The organism is Micromonospora chokoriensis (assembly GCF_900091505.1).
Classification (GTDB): Bacteria; Actinomycetota; Actinomycetes; order Mycobacteriales; family Micromonosporaceae; genus Micromonospora; species Micromonospora chokoriensis.
Genome location: NZ_LT607409.1, coordinates 5,860,628 through 5,882,288, shown reverse-complemented (window position 1 = coordinate 5,882,288; position 21,661 = coordinate 5,860,628). Strand labels below are relative to the sequence as shown.

The following is a 21,661-nucleotide window of genomic DNA, read 5'->3' as shown; positions in this document are numbered from 1 at the left end:
GAGTCATCGTGTCCGCACCCCGTACCCCCGCCGTGGCCGACCCCGTCGTCGTCGCCGCCGGGACGACGGCGGCCGACGCGGTGGCCGCGGCCGGACTGCCCGCGAACGGCCCCAAGGCGATCGTCGTGGTTCGCGACCCGCAGGGTCAGCTGCGTGACCTGGACTGGTCGCCGGCCGAGGAGACCGTCGTCGAGCCGGTCAGCCTGGACTCGCCGGACGGGCTCAACGTGCTGCGCCACTCCACCGCGCACGTCCTGGCCCAGGCCGTGCAGGACGTCTTCCCCGAGGCCAAGCTGGGCATCGGCCCGCCGATCGAGAACGGCTTCTACTACGACTTCGACGTCGACAAGCCGTTCCAGCCCGATGACCTCAGCAAGCTCGAGAAGCGCATGCAGGAGATCATCAAGTCCGGGCAGCGGTTCCGCCGTCGCCGCTTCGGCAGCCTCGACGAGGCCCGCGCGGAGCTGGCCGACGAGCCGTTCAAGCTGGAGTTGATCGAGGTCAAGGGCGAGGGCCTGGACACCGACGAGGTCATGGAGGTGGGCGGCGGCGAGCTGACCATCTACGACAACCTCGACGCCAAGGAGGACAAGGTCTGCTGGTCGGACCTGTGCCGGGGCCCGCACCTCCCGACCACCCGCCTGATCGGCGCGTTCAAGCTGATGCGGTCCGCCGCCGCCTACTGGCGCGGGTCGGAGAAGAACCCCCAACTACAACGGGTGTACGGCACCGCGTGGCCGACCCGCGACGAGCTCAAGGCGTACCTGAAGCTGCTGGAGGAGGCCGCCCGGCGCGACCACCGCAAGCTCGGCGCGGACCTCGACCTGTTCAGCTTCCCCGACGAGATCGGCTCCGGCCTGGCGGTCTTCCACCCCAAGGGCGGCATCATCCGCCGGGAGATGGAGCACTACTCGCGGCGGCGGCACGAGGAGGCGGGGTACGAGTTCGTCAACACCCCGCACATCACCAAGGCGCAGCTGTTCCAGACCTCCGGTCACCTGCCCTACTACGCGGACACCATGTTCCCGCCCATGCAGCTGGAGGGCGCGGACTACTACCTTAAGGCGATGAACTGCCCGATGCACAACCTGATCTTCAGGGGGCGCGGGCGGTCGTACCGGGAGCTGCCGCTGCGGATGTTCGAGTTCGGCACCGTCTACCGGTACGAGAAGTCCGGTGTCGTGCACGGCCTGACCCGGGTCCGGGGCCTGACCCAGGACGACTCGCACATCTACTGCACCCGCGAGCAGATGGCCGGCGAGCTGTCCACGCTGCTGAGCTTCGTGCTGGACCTGCTGCGTGACTACGGGCTGGACGACTTCTACCTGGAGCTGTCGACCCGGGACGACTCGCCCAAGTTCATCGGCGCGGACGAGGACTGGGAGGAGGCCACCGAGGCGCTGCGGACCGCCGCCGCGACCTCCGGCCTGGACCTGGTGCCCGACCCGGGTGGCGCGGCGTTCTACGGGCCGAAGATCTCCGTGCAGGCGCGCGACGCGATCGGCCGGACCTGGCAGATGTCCACCATCCAGGTCGACTTCAACCAGCCGGAGCGGTTCGGTCTGGAGTACCAGGCCGCCGACGGCAGCCGCCAGCGGCCCGTCATGATCCACCGGGCGCTGTTCGGGTCGATCGAGCGGTTCTTCGGGGTGCTCACCGAGCACTACGCGGGCGCGTTCCCGGCCTGGCTGGCGCCGGTGCAGGTGGTCGGCATCCCGATCCGGGAGGATCACACCGACTACCTGCACGGCTTCGTGGCGGCGCTGCGCGCCGAGGGCATCCGCGCCCAGGTGGACGCGGGCGACGACCGGATGCAGAAGAAGATCCGCACCGCGCAGCAGCAGAAGATCCCGTTCATGGTGATCGCCGGTGACGACGACGTGGCCGCCGGCACCGTCTCCTTCCGCTACCGCGACGGCTCCCAGCGCAACGGTGTGCCGGTCGCCGAGGCCATCACCCACGTCCTCGACGTGGTCAGCTCCCGCACCAACATCGGCCCCTCGGCCGCCGCGGAGTGACGCGGCCGGCGCGCTTCCCCCGCTCGCCGCATGATCGTGCTCGATACAGGAAGTAGTGGCCTCCCGTCTTGACGTTTTCCCGTCGGGCAGGTGTCGCGGCACGCCTGCGGGGCTCCGTAGGATCGACTCGTGACAGGGGCGGAACGGCACACGGACATCGACGGCATGGCGGACGGCCTGGATCGGCTCTGGACGCCGCACCGGATGACCTACATCTCCGGTGAGGACCGCCCGGCCGAGGGCTACGAGAAGCCGACCGGTTGTCCGTTCTGCCGAGCCCCCCAGCTGCCGCCGGAGGAGAGCCTGGTGGTGGCCCGTGGCGAGCACGTCTTCGTGGTGCTCAACCTCTATCCCTACAACCCCGGGCACCTGCTGGTCTGCCCCTACCGGCACGTCGCCGACTACACCGACCTGGACGTGCCGGAGACCACCGAGCTGGCGTCGTACACCCAGACCGCGATGCGGGTCATCCGCAAGGTGAGCAACGCGCACGGCTTCAACCTGGGCATGAACCAGGGCGGGGTCGCCGGCGCGGGCATCGCCGCGCACCTGCACCAGCACGTGGTGCCCCGCTGGGGCGGCGACGCGAACTTCATGCCGGTGATCGGCCGCACCAAGGTCCTGCCGCAACTGCTGCACGACACCCGCGACCTGCTCGCCCGCGCCTGGCCGTCCTGACCGTCGCCGCGCCGCGAGGCCCGCGCCGGTGGGGCTGGTCGGCGCGCAGCAGCGGCGTCAGCTCCGGCCAGCTCTCCACCCGGTGTACGAGAGGCAGCAGCGCGGTGCGAGCGGCGACCTCCGCCGGGCGGGGCCGGAACAGGAAGCGGTGCGACGGTCGGTGGCCTCCCCGCACGTGGACAGCAGGTGCACCTCGTCGAACGCCGGGCCGAGCGCCGCGAGCGCGTCGAACGCCTCGTGGACCACAGGTGTACGCAGGTAGTGCGCGCCGAAGAACGAGGTGTCGGCGTCCCCGTCGGCCAGCTCGATGATCACGCCGCCGATGTCCACACCCAGCCTCCGGATGCGGGTGATCATGCCGAATGGTCGGTCGGCTCGCACCCACGATTCCGGCCGCGGGATCTGCTACGCCCCGACCCGTGGAGGTGGCACGATCGGCCGATGGCAGTCACGACACGGACGTTGGGACGCAGCGGCATCGAGGTCAGCGCCCTCGGCATGGGGTGCTGGGCGATCGGCGGCCCGTGGGCTGAGGGCACCCAACCGCTGGGCTGGGGGGCTGTCGACGACGACGAGTCGGTGCGGACGGTCCGCCGGGCCCTCGACCTGGGCGTCACCCTGTTCGACACCGCCGACACGTACGGCGCCGGGCACAGCGAGCGGGTGCTCGGCCGGGCGCTCGCCGGCCGCCGGGACGAGGCCGTGATCGCCACCAAGTGGGGTTACACCTTCGACGAGGCGAGCCGACAGGCCACCGGTGAGGACGCGTCACCCGCGTACCTGCGCACCGCCGTGACCGCCTCACTGCGCCGGCTCGGCACCGACCGGATCGACCTCTACCAGCTGCACCTCGCCGACCTGTCGGTGCCGCGCGCCCAGGCGCTGGTCGGCGGCTGCGAGGAGCTGGTCGCCGAGGGCCTGATCCGCGCGTACGGGTGGAGCACCGACCGTCCCGACCGGGCCACCGCGTTCGGGCACTCCGCCACCGGGGCCACCGCCGTGCAGCACACCCTGTCCGTTCTGCGCGACGCCCCCGAGCTGCTCGCCGTCTGCGACAAGTACGACCTGGCCAGCGTCAACCGGGGCCCACTGGGCATGGGGCTGCTCACCGGCAAGTACTCGGCCGGGTCGATCCTGCCCCACGACGACGTACGCGGGTTGACCCCCGGCTGGTTGGAGTGGTTCCGCGGTGGCCGACCCGCGCCGGAGTGGCTCCGTCGGGTGGGGGCGGTCCGCGCGGCGCTCACCGCCGACGGGCGCACCCTCGCCCAGGGCGCGCTGGGCTGGATCTGGGCCCGCAGCGGCCGCACCATCCCGATCCCCGGCTGCCGTACGGTCGCCCAGGTCGAGGAGAACGCCGCAGCGCTGCACCGGGGCCCGCTGCCGCCGGACCAGTTCGTCGAGGTCGAGCGCCAGTTGGCGGCACTGCGCACGGCGGCCCTACGCGACGCCGACCGCCCCCACTGGCCCGCACCCCCAAACCCCACAGTGCACCCCTAACAACACCCCCACCCCGCCCTGTCCGCCCCGCGCCCCACCCACCCCTGTCCGCCCCGCGCCCCACCCACCCCCTGTCCGCCCCGCGCCCCACCCCCTGTCCGCGTCGATCATGGAGTTGTGGTGGCGGAAAGATCGGGCATAGCGGGATATGTCAACCACCACAACTCCATGATCGACGCCAGGGGAGGGCGGGGAGGGGCGGGGCGGGGAGGGGCGGGGCGGGGAGGGGCGGGGCCAGAGGCGGGGCGGGGGTGGGTTACGGGGTGTGTTCTTTGCGGATCTGGTCGGCCAGGTGGGCCGGCATCGGGTCGTGACGGACGAAGTGACGGCGGAAGGTGCCGGTGCCGGCCGTCATCGAGCGCAGCTCGACGGCGTACCGCAGCAGTTCGGTGGCCGGCACCTCGGCGCGCACGAGGGTACGGCCGTCGGCGTCCGGGTCGGGCTCGGTGCCGAGCACCCGGCCCCGTCGGCCGGACAGGTCGCTCATCACCGTGCCCACCGAACCGTCGGGCACCCGGACGGTGACCTCGTCGATCGGCTCCAGCAGGGCGGGCCGGCCACGGTCGGCGGCGTCGCGCAGGGCCAGCGCGCCGGCGGTCTGGAAGGCCGCGTCGGAGGAGTCGACGCTGTGCGCCTTGCCGTCGACCAGGGTCACCCGCAGGTCCACCACCGGGTGACCGGCGACGAGGCCACGTTCGAGTTGGGCGCGGACGCCCTTCTCCACCGAGGGGATGTAGTTGTGCGGCACCGCGCCGCCGACGACCCGGTCGACGAACTCGAAGCCGCTGCCCCGGGGCAGCGGCTCGACCTCGATGTCGCAGACCGCGTACTGGCCGTGGCCACCGGACTGCTTGACGTGCCGGCCGTGCCCCCTCGCGGGCACCGTCAGGGTCTCGCGCAGTGACACCTTGACCGGCTCGGTGTCCAGCTCGACGCCTCCGGCGCGGAGCCGGTCGAGCACCACGTCGGCGTGTGCCTCGCCCATGCACCAGAGGACCAGCTGGTGGGTCTCCGGGTTGCGTTCCAACCGCAGCGTGGGGTCGCCCGCGACCAGGCGGGCGAGGTTGCGGGCCAGGGCGTCCTCGTCGGCGCGGCTGTGGGCGACGATCGCCACCGGCAGCAGCGGTTCCGGCATCTCCCAGGGGGCGATCAACAGCGGGTCGGCCTTGGCCGAGATGGTGTCGCCGGTCTCCGCGCTGCCCGACTTGGTGATCGCGCAGAGGTCGCCGGCCACGCAGAGCGGCACCTCGCGCAGCGTCGCGCCCAGCGGGGTGTAGAGGTGCCCGACCCGCTCGTCGGCGTCGTGGTCGGGGTGCCCGCGTTCGGCCATGCCGTGACCGGAGACGTGCACCGTCTGGTCGGGGCGCAGCGTGCCGGAGAAGACCCGGACCAGCGAGACCCGGCCGACGTGGCGGTCGACGGTGGTCTTGACGACCTCGGCGACGAGTGGCCCGGCCGGGTCGCAGGTCAACGGCGGTCGCGGCGAGCCGTCCACGCCGGTGACCGCCGGCAGCTCGTGCTCCAGCGGCGACGGGAACGCGGCGGTCAGCACCTCCAGCAGCACGTCCAGCCCGACGCCGGTCTGGGCGCAGACCGGCACCACCGGGTAGAAGTGACCCCGGGCGACGGCCTTCTCCAGGTCGTCGATGAGCACCTCGTCGCTGATGTCCTCGCCGTCGAGGTAGCGGTCCATCAGGGTCTCGTCCTCGCTCTCGGCGATGATCCCCTCGATCAGCTCGTCGCGGGACTCGTCGATGGCGCGCTGGTGCTCCGGGTCGGGGGCGCGGACGTCGGCGGGCAACCCGGCGCTGTAGTCGAAGACCCGGCGGGTGATCAGGCCGAGCAGGCCCTCGGTGGACACGCCGTCGTCGCCGAGCATCGGCAGGTAGAGCGGCATCACGTTGTCGCCGAAGAGGCGCTGGCAGAGCGCGACGGTCTCGTCGACGTCGGCGCGGGGCTGGTCCAGTCGGGAAATTGCGACCGCGCGGGGCATGTCGACGGCGGCGCACTCCTCCCACAGCGCGACGGTGGCGGCGTCCATGCCGCCCGCCGCCGAGACGACGAAGAGCGCGGCGTCGGCGGCCCGCAACCCGGCCCGCAGCTCGCCGACGAAGTCGGCGTACCCGGGGGTGTCCAGGAGGTTGACCTTGATGCCGTTGTGCAGCAGCGGCGCGCAGGACAGGCTGACCGAGCGTTGTTGGCGCACGGCCGCGGGGTCGTGGTCGCCCACCGTCGTGCCGTCGAGCACGGAGCCGGCCCGGCCGATCGTGCCCGTCGCCGCGAGCAGGGCCTCGACAAGTGTCGTCTTGCCCGCTCCGGAGTGCCCGACGAGCACCACGTTGCGGACCCGCTCGGGCTCGGTGATGACCGGCGTGCCGCCGGTGGAGCCCTTGTCCTGGTTCTTCTGCGCCATCGGGCGCACCTCCCTCAGCCGGTGGTGGGTGGCGACCGCCGCGCGAGGTGGAAGCGGCCCGGGGCGAGAGCGCGGCGATATCCTCCGGTGGTCTGCTGCACAGCGGGAACGGGACGGGTGGATGGGTGAGCTGGCTCACCTCCCGGCTCGATCTCACACCCGTTGCCGGGTAGGCACAAGCCTCTCGCAGGCGCGTCGGCGGGACCGGCCGTATCGGCGGAGCTGGGCGGACCGTTATCGTGGGGACCGCCATGGCGAAGATCTTCCAAGTGTCGGCCCGCGCGGGGATGACCCGCGTCGTCGAGCCGATTGCCCGTGCCCTCCTGCGCGCGGGCGTCACCCCCAATGCCGTCACCGTCGCGGGCACCGTCGGTGTGCTCGTCGGCGCGCTCGGCTTCGGTGCCCGCGGCCATCTGGTCGCGGGCGCGTTGATCGTCACCGTGTTCGCGCTCACCGACCTGCTCGACGGGACGATGGCCCGGATGAGCGGTGGCTCCACCAGGTTCGGCGCGTTCCTCGATTCGAGCATGGACCGGGTAGCCGACAGCGCCGTCTTCGGCGCGGTCGCGTACTGGCTGGCCACCCAGGACAACTACTCCGGGGTGGCCGCCGCGCTGGTCTGCCTGGCCGCCGGGAGCCTGGTCTCCTACGTCAAGGCCCGCGCCGAGGGGCTCGGCATGACCTGCAACGTGGGCATCGCCGAGCGCACCGAGCGGCTGCTGATCGTCGGCGTCGGCGGCATCCTCACCGGCGTCGGTGTCGATCCGGCGCTGGAGATCGCGCTCTGGCTGCTGGCCGCCGTGTCGATCTTCACGGTGGGGCAGCGGATGGCACACGTCTACCGCCAGGCCCAGCAGCTCCAGCCGGACGGCCAGGCGTGAACGGCGCGGTGGGTCGGCCCCGGACGACCGGCGGCCGGGCCGCGTGAACCTCACCGAGCTGGGCTACGTCGCCGGCTGGCGGGTGGTCCGCGCGCTACCCCGGCCGCTGGTCGCCGCGGCGTTTCGGGCGGGCGCGGACCGCGCCCACCGACGCGGCGGCGGGGGTACGGACCGACTGCGCGCGAACCTGCGCCGGGTGGTCGGCCCGGAGCTGCCCGACGCCGAGCTGAACGATCTCGTCAAGCGAGGGCTGCGCTCGTACGCCCGGTACTGGATGGAGGCGTTCCGGCTGCCGTCGTTGAGCCGGACGCAGATCCTGTCCGGCTTCCGGCTCGACGGCGCCGAGCTGCTCGCCGCCGACGTGGCCGCGGGCCGGGGCGCCGTGGTGGCGTTGCCGCACTCCGGCAACTGGGACGCCGCGGGGGCCTGGGTGGCGGCCACCGGTTGGCCGATCACCACGGTCATGGAGCGACTCAAGCCGGAGGGCGTCTACGAGCGTTTCATCGCCTTCCGGGAGAGCCTGGGGATGGAGATCCTGCCGACCCACGGGGGGCCGCGTCCGGCATTCGAGGTGCTGCTGGACCGGGTACGCGCCGGTGCGGTGGTGCCGCTGCTGGCCGACCGGGACCTCTCCGCCCGTGGTGTGGAGGTCGACTTCTTCGGCGGGAAGACCCGGATGCCCGCCGGGCCCGCGCTGCTCGCCCTGCACACCGGAGCGCCGCTCTACGTGGCCTCGATGTGGTACGAACCCGACGCGGCCTGCGCGTCGCTCGCCGGCCCACTGCCGGTGCCGGGGCCCGAGGTGGGGCCTCTGGACCAGCGGGTCCGGTCGCTGACCCAGCTGATCGCCGACGGTCTGTCGGCGGGTATCGCCCGGCATCCGGAAGACTGGCACATGTTGCAGCGGATGTGGCTGGACCAGCGGGCGGCGGGGGACGGCACGGCGCCGCCCTCGTCGGCCTCCGGTCCGGCCTAGGGGGAGGTGGGCACGGTGGGATGGTGTCCCACGATCACGGACAGGGGGCGCTGACGCATGCGGATCGGCATCGTGTGCCCGTACTCCTTCGACGTCCCGGGCGGCGTGCAGAACCACGTGATGGACCTCGCCGAGGCGTTGATCGCTCTCGGGCACGAGGTCAGCGTGCTCGCCCCGGCCGACGAGGATGCGCCGCTGCCGCCGTACGTGGTGTCCGCCGGCCGTGCCGTGCCGCTGCCGTACAACGGATCGGTGGCCCGGATCGCGTTCGGCCCGGTCTCGACCGCCCGGGTCCGGCGCTGGATCACCAACGGCGACTTCGACGTGTTGCACGTGCACGAGCCGCTCACGCTGAGCCTGTCGCTGCTGGCCGTGCTCTCCGCGCGGGGCCCGGTGGTGGCCACGTTCCACACCGCGATGACCCGTTCCCGGGTGTTGGCGGCGGCGCAGGGTGTCCTCCAGATCGTGTTGGAACGGATCACCGCCCGGATCGCGGTCAGCGCGCTGGCCCGCAAGGTGCAGGTGGAGCACATGGACGGCGGGGCCGTGGAGATCCCCAACGGGGTGGCGGTGGCCAAGTTCGCCGACGCCGAGCCGTTGCCGGGCTGGCCGGGGGAGTGCGGCCCGGGTACGGGCGGCACGCTGGGGTTCCTGGGCCGGTTCACCGAGGCGCGCAAGGGCTTCCCGGTGCTGCGTGACGCGTTCGTGGCGCTGGCCGCCACCCGGCCCGGGTTGCGGTTGCTCGTCGCCGGCCCCGGTGACCCCGACGACCTGTACGACCAGTTCCCGGCCGATCTGCACGAGCGGGTCACGTTCCTCGGCCTGGTCACCGAACCGGACAAGGCGCGCATGTTGCGGAGCGTCCACCTCTACGTGGCGCCGAACACCGGTGGCGAGTCGTTCGGCATGATCCTCACCGAGGCCCTGGCCGCGGGTACGACGGTTGTCGCCAGCGACCTGGACGCGTTCCGGCGGGTGCTCGACGGTGGGCGCGCCGGTCGGCTCTTTCCCACCGGCGACCCGGTGGGGCTGCGCGACGCGCTGAGCGAGCTGTTGGACGACGCCTCCGCGCGGACGACGTTGACCGCCTGCGGCGATCAGGTCGTGGCGAATTTCGACTGGCCGGTGGTTGCCCGCCGTGTTCTGGAGGTATACGCAGCGGCGATCGAGGCAACCGACGGGCGGGTCATCGACCAGGAATGGGTGGGGCTGGGCTGACCGGTGTGACTCACGGTGTGCGCTGACCGGTCAACCGGCCGGACCGCACCCAATCGGAGCTGAAACGGAGCAGCACTACGATGCCGCACATGTGGTGGGTGGTGGCCGCGAGCGTGGTCGTGGGGCTGGTCGCGGCGTACCTCATCTGGACGGCCGGTCGGGTCGACAGGTTGCAGGGCCGCGCGGAGCTGGCGGCCCGGGCCCTCGACGCCCACCTGCTGCGCCGGGCGGCCGCGGCGGCGGTGCTGGCGGAGCGGCGTTTCGGCGTCGAGTTGTACGCGGCGGCCCGGATCGCCCTGGACGCCGGCCCGGACGAGCGTGAGGCGGCGGAGAACGACCTGACCCGGCAGTTGCGTGCCGTCCAGCTGGACCCGGACGATCCGGACTGCGCGGCGGTCATCGCCGCCAGTCGCCGCCTGGCGCTGTCCCGGCAGGTGCACACGGACCTGGTCCGGGACGCCCGCTCGGCGCGCAGCCGGCCGCTGGTGCGGTTGTTGCGGATGGGGCGGGGCCGGGAGTGGCCGCGCTACTTCGACATCGACGACCCGACCCTGACGGTGCCCGCGGACGTCCCCGCCACCTGACCGGGGGTCGCGCACGACCGGTGATCAGTGCCACAGGGCAGGCCACCGGGGGTCTGATTGGCTGTCGGTGCGGCGTTGAACCGCACGTAGCATTTTTCTGCCAACCCCCGGAGTCCGTCCAAGGAGCGATGACCCGTGCCCGAAAACACCGCCTCGAACACCGGTACCGCCCCCGTCGTCGGCTCGGCCCGCGTGAAGCGTGGCATGGCCGAGATGTTGAAGGGCGGCGTGATCATGGATGTGGTCAACGCCGAGCAGGCCAAGATCGCTGAGGACGCCGGCGCCGTCGCGGTGATGGCCCTGGAGCGGGTGCCCGCCGACATCCGCGCGCAGGGCGGGGTGTCCCGGATGAGCGACCCCGACATGATCGACGGCATCATCTCCGCCGTGTCGATCCCGGTGATGGCCAAGGCCCGCATCGGCCACTTCGTCGAGGCGCAGATCCTCCAGTCGCTCGGCGTCGACTACGTCGACGAGTCCGAGGTGCTCACCCCTGCCGACTACGCCAACCACATCGACAAGTGGGCCTTCACGGTGCCCTTCGTCTGTGGCGCCACCAACCTGGGCGAGGCGCTGCGCCGGATCACCGAGGGCGCGGCGATGATCCGCTCCAAGGGCGAGGCGGGCACCGGCGACGTCTCCAACGCCACCACTCACATGCGGAAGATCCGCCAGGAGATCCGTCGGCTGTCCTCGCTGCCGGCCGACGAGCTGTACGTCGCGGCCAAGGAGTTGCAGGCCCCGTACGAGCTGGTCAAGGAGGTCGCCGAGAGCGGCAAGCTGCCGGTGGTGCTGTTCACCGCCGGTGGGATCGCCACCCCGGCCGACGCCGCGATGATGATGCAGCTCGGCGCCGAGGGTGTCTTCGTCGGCTCGGGCATCTTCAAGGCGGGCAACCCGGCCCAGCGGGCCGCCGCGATCGTCAAGGCCACCACCTTCCACGACGACCCGGACGTGCTGGCGAAGGTCTCCCGTGGTCTCGGCGAGGCCATGGTCGGCATCAACGTCGACGAGATCCCGCAGCCGCACCGCCTGGCCGAGCGGGGCTGGTGACCGACGGATGGCCGTACCCGTGATCGGTGTTCTCGCTCTTCAGGGGGACGTCCGCGAGCACGTGGCGGCGCTGGCCGCGGCGGGTGCGGACGCCCGCCCGGTGCGCCGTCCGACGGAGCTGGCCGCGGTCGACGGCCTGGTGGTTCCCGGGGGCGAGTCCACCACCATCAGCAAGCTCACCGACATCTTCGAGATGCGCGAGCCGATCGACAAGCGGATTGCCGACGGCATGCCGGTCTACGGTTCCTGCGCCGGCATGATCATGCTGGCCACGACGGTGCTGGACGGCCGACCCGACCAGCGCGGCTTCGCCGGGATCGACATGACAGTGCGGCGCAACGCGTTCGGTCGGCAGGTCGACTCCTTCGAGGCCCCGGTGGAGATCACCGGGGTGCCGGGGGAGCCGTTCCACGCGGTCTTCATCCGGGCGCCCTGGGTCGAGCGGGTCGGTGCCGGTGTCGAGGTGATCGGCACGGTGACCGGTGGCCCGGCCGCCGACCGGATCGTGGCGGTCCGGCAGGGCAACCTGCTGGCCACCTCGTTCCACCCGGAGTTGACCGGTGACCTGCGGGTGCACGCGTACTTCGTGGATCTGGTGCGGGCCGCCTGAGCGGTCGGGCCGGTCGCCCTCAGCCCGGCGGGGCATGTTCTGCGGCCCCGGCTGGTTGTCCCATGGGTCGCCGGCGGCACCCCGGCGGGTGCCGGATGTGACACGCCCGGGTGCGACCTCGGTAAGATTGCCGCGGTTCGGCAGGGCCGTCGCCCGGTGCGGCAATTCCCGCGGAGCCGACCGGCCGCCGGACCGCCCGATGCGGCGCGTCATCGGTGCGGCAGTCGATGCAGGCGTGGAATGACAGACGGAGGTAGAAGATGTCCGGCCACTCAAAGTGGGCGACGACCAAGCACAAGAAGGCCGTCATCGACGCCAAGCGCGGCAAGATGTTCGCCAAGCTGATCAAGAACGTCGAGGTGGCCGCGCGCACCGGTGGCGGCGACCCCTCCGGGAACCCGACCCTCTTCGACGCGATCCAGAAGGCGAAGAAGAGCTCGGTGCCGAACGACAACATCGACCGCGCCGTCAAGCGCGGCTCCGGCCTGGAGGCCGGCGGCGCCGACTGGCAGACGATCATGTACGAGGGGTACGGCCCGAACGGCGTCGCGATGCTGATCGAGTGCCTCACCGACAACCGCAACCGGGCGGCGACCGAGGTGCGCACCGCGCTGACCCGCAACGGCGGCTCGCTGGCCGACGCCGGTTCGGTGTCGTACCTGTTCTCCCGCAAGGGCGTGGTGATCGTCCCCAAGGAGGGCACCAGCGAGGACGACGTGATGATGGCCGTCCTCGACGCCGGCGCCGAGGAGGTCAACGACCTCGGTGAGGCGTACGAGGTGGTGTCCGAGCCGACCGACCTGATCGCGGTCCGCACCGCCCTGCAGGACGCCGGCATCGAGTACGAGTCGGCCGAGTCCTCCCTCATCCCCAGCATGAACATCCCGCTGGACGAGGAGGGCGCGCGCAAGGTCTTCAAGCTGATCGACGTGCTGGAAGACTGCGACGACGTGCAGAACGTCTACGCGAACTTCGACGTCAGCGACGACGTGATGGCGGCCGTCGACGCCTGAGGGCGCTGAACACCTTCAACGCGAGGTCATCGCGGCCACCGCAGCCGCCCGGAGACAAAGATCTTGGACAGTTTCCGTCATGTGCGAACGGAAACTGTCCAAGATCTCACGAGGTACGGCAGCGAGGCCAGAAAGCCGTAACGGAGGGGGCCTTCACCGGGCCCCCTCCGTTTTGTGGTTCAGTCAGGAGGTCGGTTGTCCCGACCCGGGGCAAGTGCCCCTGCTGCCCATCGCCTGGTGCGGCGGACAGCCCTTGCCGGGCGCGACGCCTACCCTTGCGCCGCAGACGGCACAGTGACTCTGAGGGGCCATTCACGGACTCCTTCGGGAATCCGGTAATCCGGGTGAGGATCCGCCTCCGGTTCACGGCCGGGGCCGGATGCCACTGTCACTCGGAGGTAGATCTTCGTGCCATCCGCGCAGTTGATCCGTAGCGTGGACGACGACAGGTGAACGCCGGGGTACGCGCACGTCTCCCACGTCGTGGAGACGGGTGGGCGCGCGTAGTCGAGTAGCTGTGTGGCGAACGCGAGCATTCGGGTTGCCCGCTGCGTAGGCGGGGGCATCTCCGCCGGGAGTGGCTCCGGAGTCGGAACAGGGCGTGGCTTCTCGGCAGCCCACAACAGGGCGGACGAGCCAGATCGATAGATGACCTTGACACCGGGGGGTGACTGCCTGCCCGGGCTGGTGTCCCCGCCGTAGCGCGTTACCGCCGTGATGTCGGGGTGCTCGCTGGCACTGATAAGTGCCGCGATCGCATCTAAGGCTTCGGTCACCTGCATGTGACGACTCCATTTTCCGCACGTCCGGTCCGGCTCCAGGTGGGGGCGGCGCACTCGCCCGCCTCGCCTGGCTGGCTGGCAGTCTTCGTAGCTCGGCCGGCCGCACGAAGATGGTTCCGCCGCAACGGCGTCACCGATGGGCCTGGCCCAACCGGAGGTCGCCCGCACTCTGCCGCCTACGAGGCCACCGCCTACACGAGCAGTTCGTTCAGCAAAATGGCGTGAGGTCAACTCATCGACCCTGTCCGTAGATTCGGGTCAACCCCAGCGCTACCGGCTTTCGCTTCGGCGACGGGGCCACCGTGCGCGATGACGGGAAGACCTGGGCCGGCGAGGCCGAGATCCGCGAGTGGATCCAGGGGCACCTGATCAACCCGAAGGTCGTGCTCACGCCGACCTCGTTCGCGGACGACCGGCTGGTGGCCTCCGGGGACGGTGATTTCCCCGGCGGACCTCTGTCCTTCGCCCTCGTGTTTGATATCAAGGACGACCAGGTCACCGACCTCACGATCGAGCCCGTCTGACTCGTGACCGGCCGGGGCTGCCCGAGGGCTGCTCCGGCCTGAGACCTCGGTGGAGAGAGCGCGGAGGTGACAGTGCTGGCGGACCGGTTCGCGCCCGGCGACACCGTGGTGCGGCGTGAGGTGCTGCGCGGCGAGGTGTGGTTCGCCTGCCCGACGATCTGCGTCGAGGACTCGCCCGACCTGCTCGCGCTCTACCTCCCGCCGGGTGCCGAGTTCGGCTTCCCGACGGACGGTGTCTTCCCCTGCGGCAGGCACCCGTGGGAGACCGCCGGGCACCGCTCCTGGTGGGGCCACGGCAAGTTGATGCTGCAACGCCCCGGTGAGGCGCACTCGATCGACGTGTTCTGGACGGGGCCGGGGCGCGACTTCGCCGGCTGGTACTTCAACCTCCAGGACCCGGTGCGGCGTACCCCGATCGGGGTGGACACCCTGGACCACGAGCTGGACCTGTGGTGGGGTGCGGACGCCGACCGGTACGTGTGGAAGGACGTGGAGTTGTTCGCCCAGCGCCTCGACGAGGGGCGCTACCCGGGCATGGGTGACGCGATCCAGGCCGAGGGCGATCGGATCGCCGCGCTGCTCGACGCCGGTGAGCGGTGGTGGGACCCGGCGTGGGCGACCTGGCAGCCCGACCCGGCCTGGTCCGCGCCGCCGCTGCCGGTCGGTTGGGACCGGGTGCCCCCGGCCCGCTGAGCGTCCCCCGACTCAGCGGCCCGGCAGTGTGTCGACCAGGAACACCTGGTCCGCGCCGTTGGTGCACGGTTCGGCCAGCGCCTCGGCCGAGGCCTCGGTGTCGTCGTCGCGCAGGCCGACGCACAGGTCGCCGTCGGCCGGCCGGATACGGTACGACGTCGGCGTCGACCCGGTCGACTCGAACCGGAACAGTCGGGACGAGGTGGTGGAGCAGTCGCTCACGGGTTCGAGCATGTTCCGTCCGGGATCCTCGTCCCGGACGCTGAGGCACCCCACCCCGTGTGCCGGGTGGTCCCACTTGATGAGGTACACCCCGTCCGACACCGGCTCCAGGTAGGTGTCCGGTGGGGTGGCCTCCGCGCAGGGACGCTGCACTGCCACCTCGTGCCGGTACCGGCCGGTGCGATCCCGCCCCTCGGTGACACAGAACTGCGGACTACGGGCGGGCCGGATCTGGCTCAACCGTGCGCTCGGCGCGAGCGTGGGGCCGGCACTGTCGTCCGGTGGGGACGTCGGGGCGGCGCTCGCGGAGGTGGTCGGTGCGCCGAGCGGCGTCTTTCGCTGCTTGTCGTCGGGCCGCTGGATCCAGACACCGACGCCGAGCGCGACCAGCAGGGTGCCGACGAGAGACAGCGCCAGCGGCAGGGGCCGGCTGAACCACCGCGAACGGGCCACGCTCCCGTCCACGACCCCCGGCACCGTGACCGCGGCGGACAGGTGGTCGGGAGCGGTGCGGTCCGTGGACGGCTGGTCGGGCGTGGGCGACTCCGGTGCGTAGGCGCCCACCGCGAGGCGGTGCCGCGCCCGCAGCCACGCCTCGACCTCGTCGCCGGCACCGCAGGCCCGGACGAAGGCGGCCACCACCTCGGGTCGCGGCAGTGTGGTCCGACGGACGACGTCCGCCGCGGTGCTGCGGGCGAGCACGTCACCGGCCGCCGCCGCGCGTTGCTCCAACTGGCGGTACGTGAGCCGCGACCGGTCCTTGAGTTGGCGAAGCAGGTCGACGAACTCGGCCGGGTCAGCCGCCTCGTCCGGTCGAAGTTCCCCCGTGGACATCGCCCGATTCTCCAGACCGCGCAGCCGTCGGGGCAAGGCGGGGTCCGGCGACTGTCCGAGATGGTCGGACAAACCCGGACAGCTGGCCTTGAGCTGCGTGGACACCGCGCCGAGGCGGTCAGGCCATTGTTCCGACCAACGGCCTTCTCTAGCGTCTTGCTCGACGGCCGCGCCGCTGACGGCGTACGGCCCACGGGTCCGGACCGGGACCGGCCCGGACCCGACGACACCAACGAACTGGGGGATTCGATGGATGACGCTGCCCTGGATCTGGCGCCGCAGGCGTCCACTGCGGGGGAGTACGTCGCGTTGCTCCGAGACGTCCGTCGGCGCTCCGGCCTGACCTACCGGGAGATCTCCCGCCGGGCCTCGGCCACCGGACACTGGCTTCCCGCGAGCACGCTGGCCACGATGCTGGGTCGGAGCACCCTGCCCCGGGAACGGACCGTCGTGGCGTTGCTGGCGGCCTGCGGTACGACAGCCGGCGAGGTCGAGCGGTGGTTGACGGTGCGGCGTGACATCGAGGCCCACCTCAGCGAACGGGACCGGGTGGTGGTTGAGGAGACGGGGATCGCGACGGACAGGCCCGCCGACCCAGCTCCACCCGCCGATCCTGCCCCGTCGGCAGATCCTGCCCCGTCGGCCGCTCCGGCTTTGCCGTCGGACCAGGCCCCGCCGACCGGGCCGGTCCCACCGGAGCCGGTGTCACCCGACGTGCCCCGGTCGGCCCGCCGCCGCCTCCGGCTGGCGGCGGTCGCGCTGCTCGCCGTGCTGACGGTCGGCGCGGCCGGGGCGCTGCTGCCGCGCGCCAACCCCACGACGGACGACGCGCCGACCGAGGACTGCCCGGTCGTCCTGCGCCAGGGCATGTACGGCCCGTGCGTGCAGAGCCTCCAGGAACGACTGGTGGCGGGCGGACTGTTCGTGCCGGTGGACGGCTGGTTCGGCCCGGACACCACCAGCCGGCTGATCGCCTTCCAGGCACTGGGTGGCCTGCCGGTCAGCGGCACCGCCGACGGCAGGATGCTCGACCAACTGTCGGGTGATCTGGTGGCGGCCAGGTGGCCGGAGGAGCGGGTCGGACGGTACGTGCGGAAGGCGTTCCCGGAGGATCCGGTGGCAGCGGAGCAGGTGGCGCGGTGCCTGTCCGGGCTCGACCCGTACCGGGTGGAGATCGCCGCGGACGGGTCACGGCGCTGGGGGGTGTTCCAGTTCAGCGACGTGGAGTTGTCCCGCCTCGGCGTCGACCGTCGGACCGCGCTCGACCCGGTGTGGAACGTCCGGGCGGCACGGGACGTGTGGTCGCGTACCACCAGCTTCGCGCACTGGGACTGCGCCCCGTTGCCGTGACGCAGCGGGTCGAACGTCTTGCGAGCCATGAAGAACCCCCCGGTCGCGGCGATGACAATCACCCTAGGAGTGTTCGCACTGTTCGCAGCCACCGAACGAGGGTCGGAACGGTGCCGTACGACAGCGGGCGCCGGTGTCCGACCAGGACACCGGCGCCCGCAGGCGAACCGTCGGCTCAGCCGATCGTCTCCCGCTCCCGCCAGGCGGTACGCAGGGAGGTCCGGCCGTTGGTGCGCAGGAGCGACCCCTCGTACACCCGGGTGCCGGCGACCAGGAACGCGCCGGCGGCGAGGAGCAGGACGACCAGCGAGACGATCGGTTCCCAGCCGGCCGCGTCGCCGGTGAACAGCCGCAGCGGCATGGCGGTGGGCGACGAGAACGGCAGGTAGGACAGCACCCGCATCGCGGCGTCGTTGTCGCTCAGGAAGATCACCGCGAAGAACGGCAGCATGACGGCGAGTTGCACCGGCGTCGACACCGCGGCGATGTCCTCCTGCCGGTTGGCCAGTGCGCCGGCTGCCGCCCACATCGCCGCGAGCAGCACGAACCCGATCACGAAGAACGGCACGAACCAGCCGATCGCCGGGGCGAGCAGGTGGAGCAGTCCGTCGCTGTCGCCCATTCGCAGCCCGATCACCGCCACCACCGTGATCACCGCGATCTGCGCGAACGCGAGGATGGCGCCGGCCACGACTTTTCCGGCCAGTAGGGCCCGGACCGGCACGGCGGCGACCAGGATCTCCACGATCCGGGTCTGCTTCTCCTCGATGACGCTCTGCGCGATCTGCACACCGAACGTCTGCGAGGTGAGGAAGAAGACGAACGCGAAGACGAGGGGCACCAGGAACGCCACCGCCGGGTCGACCGCGTCTGGGTCGAGCAGACGTACCGTCGGCTGGCTGCTCAGGGCCCGCACCACGTCGTCGGGGGCTTCGTCCATGGCCAGGACGGCCGGTCCGGAGACCACGGCGGCGTCCACGTCGTCGTCGCGGACGGCCTGCTCGGCGGCCCGGTCGTCGGGGACCACCCGGACGTCCAGGCCGGCGGCGCGCAGCGGACCGGCCACGCTCTCGGTCGCCGCGACGGTGGACGGCCCGCCGGAGAGCAGCGGCGGCAGGATGGTGCCGGCCGCGGCGATCAGCAGGAAGAACAGCGTGCCGAACAGGAACGTGCGGTCGCGGAGCTTGACCCGGATCTCGCGTTCGGCGACCAGCCGGGTGGCCTGGGTGACGTTCACTGGGTGACCTCTCGGAAGATCTCGGTGAGCGAGGGGCTGACCGGGCGGAAGGCGCGGACCGGGCCGCGGGTGAGGGCCGCCTGCAACACCTGTTGGTCGTCGGCGCCGGCGGGCAGGTCGAAGACCACGCGCGGGCCGTCCAACTCGACCACCGTCACCCCGGGGTGGTCGCGGACCCATCCGGCGTCGCCGGCCACCACCAGCTCGAAGCGGGGCGTCGTGTACGAGTCACGTAGCTGCTGCCGGCTGCCGGCGGCCCGGATCACCCCGGCTCCGATGATCACCAGGTCGTCGCAGAGGCGCTCCACGACGTCGAGCTGGTGGCTGGAGAAGAGCACCGGCGCTCCGGCCGAGGCCCGCTCCCGCAGTACGGTGACGACGGTGTCGACCGCGAGGGGGTCGAGGCCGGAGAACGGTTCGTCGAGCACCAGCACCTCGGGGTCGTGCACCAGCGCGGCGGCGATCTGGGCACGCTGCTGGTTGCCCAGCGACAGCGTCTCCAGCAGGTCGTCGCCGCGTTCACCGAGGCCGACCCGTTCCAGCAGGGTGTCGGTGGACCGTCGTGCCGCGGCGGCGTCCAGGCCGTGCAGCCGGCCGAGGTAGCTCACCTGCTCCCGGGTGGTCATCTTGGGATAGAGGCCCCGCTCCTCCGGCATGTAGCCGAAGCGCCGACGGTCCTGGCGGGTCAGCTTCGTACCGCCCCAGCTCACCTCGCCGGCGTCGGGGGAGAGCACACCCAGGATGATCCGCATGGTGGTGGTCTTGCCGGCGCCGTTGGCGCCCACGAAGCCGGTCATCCGCCCGGCGGCCACCTCGAAGGACACGTTGTTGAGCACCTGGCGGTCGCCGAAACTGCGGTCGACACCGTCGAGGCGGAGCGTTCTGGTCACGGATCCACGCTAGATCGAACACGCCTTCCCGCCGTCCGTCCGGCGGCTGAACGGGCGGTCCGCCTCGCGACGGACGGCGGTCAGCCGCCGGGCCGGACCACCCCGTTCTCGTAGGCGAACACCACCGCCTGCACCCGGTCGCGCAGGCCGAGTTTGGCCAGGACCCGGCTGACGTGCGTCTTCACCGTCGCCTCGCCCAGGTGGATCGTCGCGGCGATCTCCGCGTTGCTCGATCCGGCGGCGAGCAGGACCAGCACCTCGCGTTCCCGGGGCGTCAGCTCGGCCAGCGCGGCGTCGGCGTCCTGGCCCCGGTGGGCGGTGCCCGCCGGGTCACCGGGGCGGGCGAACGTGGAGATCACCCGCCGGGTGATCTCCGGGGCGAGCAGGCCATCACCCCGGGCCAGCACGCGGATCGCCTCGACCAGTTCCTCGGGTGTGCCGTTCTTGAGCAGGAAACCACTGGCCCCGGCCCGCAGCGCGGCGAACAGGTAGTCGTCCCGGTCGAACGTCGTGAGGATCAGCACCGCGGGCGCACCGGGCCCGTCGGCGGTGATCTGCCGGGTGGCCTCCAGGCCGTCCATCCCGGGCATCTCGACGTCCATGAGTACGACGTCGGGGCTGGTGGCCCGGGTCATGCTGACGGCTCGTTCGCCGTCGGCGGCCTCGCCGACCACCTCGATGTCGTCCTCCACCTCCAGGATGACCCGGAAGCCGGTGCGGACGAGATGCTGGTCGTCGGCGAGAAGGACCCGAACCGTCTGCCCTGTGGTGCTCATGCCCTGTCCTCCCCGTCAACGGTCCGGAGTCGCTCGTCGCCCGGCTGGTGCCGAGGGCCCGCCGCCGAGGCCAGGGGGAAACGGGCGCGGACCCGCCAACCGCCGCCGGCGCGCGGCCCGGCCTCCAGGTCGCCGTCGTGGGCGGTGACCCGTTCACGCATCCCGATCAGCCCCAGACCCTGGGTGTTGGTCCGGCCGTCGGCCCGTCCGTCGTCGGTCACGTCGACCTCCACCTCCCGGGCCAGGTACCGGACCCGTACGTCCAACAGGCCCGCCCCGGAGTGTTTCAGGGTGTTGGTGACCGCCTCCTGCGTCACCCGGTAGGCCGCCTGCGAGACCGACTCGGGCAACGCGACAGCGTCGCCGTACACCCCGAGGGTTGCCGTCAGGCCGGCGACGCGGGCCCGCTCGACCAGCTCGCCGATCCGCTCGACGCCGCCGGCGGCCGGCGGCGCGGCGTCGGCGCCGTTGGAGGTCCGCAGCACGCCGAGCATGCGACGCAGTTCGTCGACGGCGGTACGCGCGCTCTGTTCGATCGCCGTGAGTGCGGTGCGGGCCTTGTCCTGGTCGCGGTCGAACACCCGGCGGCAGGCGGACGCCTGCACGCCCATCACCGACACGTGGTGGGCGACCACGTCGTGCAGCTCCCGGGCGATCCGGACCCGTTCGCCGAGCACGGCCCGCTCCCGGGCCTCGGCCTGCGAGCGGCGTAGTTCCTCGGCCTGTTCGCGCAGCTCGTGCTCCCGCCGCGCGGCCACCCAGGACGTCTCGCCGAAGAAGTACGCGAAGCCGAAGAACAGTCCGTTGACCAGCACACCGCTGACCATCGCAGCGAGCACCGGGGGCACCGGCCCGACCGCGTCGGAGAAGGTGCCGGGCGGAATCTGGTCGATCACCGCCGTGTAGGAGATGCCCAACCAGACGAACATCGTGACGATCACGCCGATCCGCAGTCGGCGGGCCAGGCGACGGTCGCTGCTCCAGGCGCCGACGGAGTAGAGGGCGCTGAACAGGGCCCCCGAGGAGAGTTGGGTCTCCGGGGCGGACCGTGCCTGCGCGGCGATGAACGCCACCGAGACGACCAGCAGGATCGCGACCGGCCAGCGCCGCCGCCACATCAGCGGCAGGGTCACCGCGACGGTCCAGAAGAGCTGTTCCGGGCCGGACGGCGGAGGGCCCAGCAGGAACATCCCGGCGCTGCGGGCCAGGGTGAGGCTGAACACCGCCAGCCCGGTCACCGCCAGCCCGATCCAGAGGTCGTTGCGCCGCTGCTCGGCCGTCGGGCCCGGGCGGCGCCATTCCTCTCGCGGTGCCTCGGTCATTCGGGAACGATGCCACGACGGTCTGCCCGCCCGTAGACCGGGCGGGCGTCCGCCGCCGTGGTCACGGGGTGGTCGGGTGTCGCTGCC

The 21,661-nt window shown here is 71.9% G+C and carries 20 protein-coding genes; 13 read left to right on the top strand and 7 right to left on the bottom strand.

Translation table 11 applies throughout. From position 1 onward, the window contains the following. The first annotated feature begins 8 nt into the window (after nucleotides 1-8). A complete protein-coding gene (thrS, locus tag GA0070612_RS26625; RefSeq protein ID WP_088990405.1) occupies nucleotides 9-2,018 on the top strand; it encodes a threonine--tRNA ligase in 2,010 nt (669 codons plus the stop codon). A gap of 165 nt (nucleotides 2,019-2,183) precedes the next feature. Then, complete coding sequence (locus tag GA0070612_RS26620; protein ID WP_197699492.1) at nucleotides 2,184-2,696, top strand: HIT family protein; 513 nt, start codon at nucleotides 2,184-2,186, stop codon at nucleotides 2,694-2,696. Nucleotides 2,697-2,753: 57 nt separating this feature from the next. On the opposite strand, the gene GA0070612_RS26615 is transcribed toward GA0070612_RS26620, so the two are convergent. Beyond that, on the bottom strand, nucleotides 2,754-3,053 hold the full coding sequence (locus GA0070612_RS26615; RefSeq protein ID WP_088990403.1) for a hypothetical protein: 300 nt from the start codon (nucleotides 3,051-3,053) through the stop codon (nucleotides 2,754-2,756). An 84-nt stretch (nucleotides 3,054-3,137) separates the two neighbouring features. Between GA0070612_RS26615 and GA0070612_RS26610 the strand changes: the two genes are divergently transcribed. After that, nucleotides 3,138-4,196, top strand: coding sequence for an aldo/keto reductase (locus GA0070612_RS26610; protein WP_088990402.1), 1,059 nt, complete (start codon nucleotides 3,138-3,140; stop codon nucleotides 4,194-4,196). A 256-nt stretch (nucleotides 4,197-4,452) separates the two neighbouring features. On the opposite strand, the gene GA0070612_RS26605 is transcribed toward GA0070612_RS26610, so the two are convergent. Further along, a complete protein-coding gene (locus tag GA0070612_RS26605; protein WP_088990401.1) occupies nucleotides 4,453-6,609 on the bottom strand; it encodes an elongation factor G-like protein EF-G2 in 2,157 nt (718 codons plus the stop codon). Between the two features lie 251 nt (nucleotides 6,610-6,860). Between GA0070612_RS26605 and pgsA the strand changes: the two genes are divergently transcribed. From pgsA to GA0070612_RS26555, 9 genes are all read left to right on the top strand, one after another. Beyond that, a complete protein-coding gene (gene pgsA / locus GA0070612_RS26600; RefSeq protein WP_088991784.1) occupies nucleotides 6,861-7,490 on the top strand; it encodes a phosphatidylinositol phosphate synthase in 630 nt (209 codons plus the stop codon). Between the two features lie 43 nt (nucleotides 7,491-7,533). Next, on the top strand, nucleotides 7,534-8,466 hold the full coding sequence (locus GA0070612_RS26595) for a phosphatidylinositol mannoside acyltransferase (protein ID WP_088990400.1): 933 nt from the start codon (nucleotides 7,534-7,536) through the stop codon (nucleotides 8,464-8,466). Between the two features lie 57 nt (nucleotides 8,467-8,523). Further along, nucleotides 8,524-9,684 (top strand): glycosyltransferase family 4 protein, encoded by a 1,161-nt coding sequence (locus GA0070612_RS26590; RefSeq protein WP_088990399.1) that lies wholly within the window; start codon nucleotides 8,524-8,526, stop codon nucleotides 9,682-9,684. An 80-nt stretch (nucleotides 9,685-9,764) separates the two neighbouring features. Further along, the gene (locus GA0070612_RS26585; protein ID WP_088990398.1) at nucleotides 9,765-10,268 is read left to right on the top strand and encodes a hypothetical protein; all 504 of its coding nucleotides are present in this window, start codon (nucleotides 9,765-9,767) and stop codon (nucleotides 10,266-10,268) included. A 135-nt stretch (nucleotides 10,269-10,403) separates the two neighbouring features. Beyond that, the gene (pdxS, locus tag GA0070612_RS26580) at nucleotides 10,404-11,321 is read left to right on the top strand and encodes a pyridoxal 5'-phosphate synthase lyase subunit PdxS (protein WP_088990397.1); all 918 of its coding nucleotides are present in this window, start codon (nucleotides 10,404-10,406) and stop codon (nucleotides 11,319-11,321) included. A 7-nt stretch (nucleotides 11,322-11,328) separates the two neighbouring features. Next, a complete protein-coding gene (pdxT, locus tag GA0070612_RS26575) occupies nucleotides 11,329-11,931 on the top strand; it encodes a pyridoxal 5'-phosphate synthase glutaminase subunit PdxT (protein WP_088990396.1) in 603 nt (200 codons plus the stop codon). A 260-nt stretch (nucleotides 11,932-12,191) separates the two neighbouring features. Next, on the top strand, nucleotides 12,192-12,944 hold the full coding sequence (locus GA0070612_RS26570) for a YebC/PmpR family DNA-binding transcriptional regulator (protein ID WP_088990395.1): 753 nt from the start codon (nucleotides 12,192-12,194) through the stop codon (nucleotides 12,942-12,944). A 1,084-nt stretch (nucleotides 12,945-14,028) separates the two neighbouring features. After that, entirely contained in the window at nucleotides 14,029-14,250 is a 222-nt protein-coding gene (locus tag GA0070612_RS26560; protein WP_088990393.1) for a hypothetical protein, read from the top strand. Nucleotides 14,251-14,316: 66 nt separating this feature from the next. Then, nucleotides 14,317-14,943 carry a DUF402 domain-containing protein gene (locus GA0070612_RS26555; protein ID WP_231924349.1) on the top strand — a complete coding sequence of 209 codons (627 nt, stop codon included), beginning with the start codon at nucleotides 14,317-14,319 and terminating at the stop codon, nucleotides 14,941-14,943. A gap of 12 nt (nucleotides 14,944-14,955) precedes the next feature. Here GA0070612_RS26555 and GA0070612_RS26550 read toward each other — a convergent pair whose 3' ends face one another. Next, nucleotides 14,956-15,999 (bottom strand): RICIN domain-containing protein, encoded by a 1,044-nt coding sequence (locus GA0070612_RS26550; RefSeq protein WP_088990391.1) that lies wholly within the window; start codon nucleotides 15,997-15,999, stop codon nucleotides 14,956-14,958. A 249-nt stretch (nucleotides 16,000-16,248) separates the two neighbouring features. Here GA0070612_RS26550 and GA0070612_RS26545 point away from each other — a divergent pair, with 249 nt between their 5' ends. Beyond that, nucleotides 16,249-17,349: a peptidoglycan-binding protein gene (locus GA0070612_RS26545; RefSeq protein WP_157742616.1), complete on the top strand. Its 1,101-nt coding sequence runs from the start codon at nucleotides 16,249-16,251 to the stop codon at nucleotides 17,347-17,349. A 175-nt stretch (nucleotides 17,350-17,524) separates the two neighbouring features. On the opposite strand, the gene GA0070612_RS26540 is transcribed toward GA0070612_RS26545, so the two are convergent. The 4 genes from GA0070612_RS26540 to GA0070612_RS26525 all read right to left on the bottom strand — a co-directional run bounded on the left by GA0070612_RS26540 (nucleotide 17,525) and on the right by GA0070612_RS26525 (nucleotide 21,574). After that, nucleotides 17,525-18,586, bottom strand: a complete 1,062-nt coding sequence (locus tag GA0070612_RS26540) for an ABC transporter permease (protein WP_088990389.1) — start codon at nucleotides 18,584-18,586, stop codon at nucleotides 17,525-17,527. Further along, the gene (locus GA0070612_RS26535) at nucleotides 18,583-19,476 is read right to left on the bottom strand and encodes an ABC transporter ATP-binding protein (RefSeq protein ID WP_088990388.1); all 894 of its coding nucleotides are present in this window, start codon (nucleotides 19,474-19,476) and stop codon (nucleotides 18,583-18,585) included. Before GA0070612_RS26535 ends, GA0070612_RS26540 begins: the two co-directional genes overlap by 4 nt. An 80-nt stretch (nucleotides 19,477-19,556) precedes the next feature. Further along, on the bottom strand, nucleotides 19,557-20,252 hold the full coding sequence (locus GA0070612_RS26530) for a response regulator (protein ID WP_088990387.1): 696 nt from the start codon (nucleotides 20,250-20,252) through the stop codon (nucleotides 19,557-19,559). Further along, nucleotides 20,249-21,574, bottom strand: a complete 1,326-nt coding sequence (locus tag GA0070612_RS26525) for a sensor histidine kinase (protein ID WP_088990386.1) — start codon at nucleotides 21,572-21,574, stop codon at nucleotides 20,249-20,251. Before GA0070612_RS26525 ends, GA0070612_RS26530 begins: the two co-directional genes overlap by 4 nt. Nucleotides 21,575-21,661 lie beyond the last annotated feature (87 nt).

Excerpts from the sequence above, each read along its gene's own strand:
- GA0070612_RS26620 (WP_197699492.1), top strand. The coding sequence starts at position 2,184 with ATGGCGGACGGCCTGGATCGGCTCTGGACGCCGCACCGGATGACCTAC.
- GA0070612_RS26615 (WP_088990403.1), bottom strand. The coding sequence starts at position 3,053 with ATGATCACCCGCATCCGGAGGCTGGGTGTGGACATCGGCGGCGTGATC.
- GA0070612_RS26610 (WP_088990402.1), top strand. The coding sequence starts at position 3,138 with ATGGCAGTCACGACACGGACGTTGGGACGCAGCGGCATCGAGGTCAGC.
- GA0070612_RS26605 (WP_088990401.1), bottom strand. The coding sequence starts at position 6,609 with ATGGCGCAGAAGAACCAGGACAAGGGCTCCACCGGCGGCACGCCGGTC.
- pgsA (WP_088991784.1), top strand. The coding sequence starts at position 6,861 with ATGGCGAAGATCTTCCAAGTGTCGGCCCGCGCGGGGATGACCCGCGTC.
- GA0070612_RS26590 (WP_088990399.1), top strand. The coding sequence starts at position 8,524 with ATGCGGATCGGCATCGTGTGCCCGTACTCCTTCGACGTCCCGGGCGGC.
- GA0070612_RS26585 (WP_088990398.1), top strand. The coding sequence starts at position 9,765 with ATGCCGCACATGTGGTGGGTGGTGGCCGCGAGCGTGGTCGTGGGGCTG.
- pdxT (WP_088990396.1), top strand. The coding sequence starts at position 11,329 with ATGGCCGTACCCGTGATCGGTGTTCTCGCTCTTCAGGGGGACGTCCGC.
- GA0070612_RS26570 (WP_088990395.1), top strand. The coding sequence starts at position 12,192 with ATGTCCGGCCACTCAAAGTGGGCGACGACCAAGCACAAGAAGGCCGTC.
- GA0070612_RS26550 (WP_088990391.1), bottom strand. The coding sequence starts at position 15,999 with ATGTCCACGGGGGAACTTCGACCGGACGAGGCGGCTGACCCGGCCGAG.
- GA0070612_RS26545 (WP_157742616.1), top strand. The coding sequence starts at position 16,249 with ATGGATGACGCTGCCCTGGATCTGGCGCCGCAGGCGTCCACTGCGGGG.
- GA0070612_RS26530 (WP_088990387.1), bottom strand. The coding sequence starts at position 20,252 with ATGAGCACCACAGGGCAGACGGTTCGGGTCCTTCTCGCCGACGACCAG.
- GA0070612_RS26525 (WP_088990386.1), bottom strand. The coding sequence starts at position 21,574 with ATGACCGAGGCACCGCGAGAGGAATGGCGCCGCCCGGGCCCGACGGCC.